The organism is Alcanivorax sp. HI0044 (assembly GCF_001634945.1).
The window spans coordinates 1-553 of record NZ_LWEZ01000819.1; the positions used below are offsets into that span (position 1 = coordinate 1).

The window sequence follows — 553 nt, forward strand, 5'->3', positions numbered from 1 at the left end:
TGCGCCGGCATTTTCTGTTCAGTCCGCTGCTTCACATTCCCGCCATTCATCTTGAATTTTCCAGCTCCACCGCTTTCATCATGGATCGCATCCATGGTATTCCGGTGAACGATATCGAGCGCATCAAGGCCGCTGGCATCGACCCAAAAGTGTTGGCCGAGCGCGGCGTGGAGATTTTCTTCGCCCAGGTCTTCCGCTTCAACTTCTTCCATGCGGATATGCACCCGGGCAATATTTTCGTTAACCCCGAACACCCGGAGTCGCCCCAGTACATGGCCGTGGACGCCGCCATCGCCGGGCGCCTGTCCAAGGACGACCTGAACATACTTGGGCGCATGGTGCTGGCGGTGATGCGCGAAGACTACAGCGCCCTGGTGGATGCGGTGATCCGCGCTGGCTGGAATACGGCTCCCATCGACCGGCCCCGGTTTGAACGGGCAGTGATCGATATCATCGAGCCCGTCCGCTCCGCCCAGCTGGATCAACTGGAATTCGCGCCCCTGATCATGAAACTGTTCGATATGGTTCGCGCCTACCATATCGAAATGCCGGT

The 553-nt window shown here is 58.4% G+C and carries 1 protein-coding gene; it reads left to right on the top strand.

Going from position 1 to position 553, the window contains the following annotated elements; all coding sequences use genetic code 11:
* Positions 1-80: 80 nt before the first annotated feature.
* Positions 81-553: AarF/UbiB family protein (locus A3730_RS31425; protein ID WP_231883913.1), on the top strand; the 473-nt coding region annotated here is incomplete at its 3' end.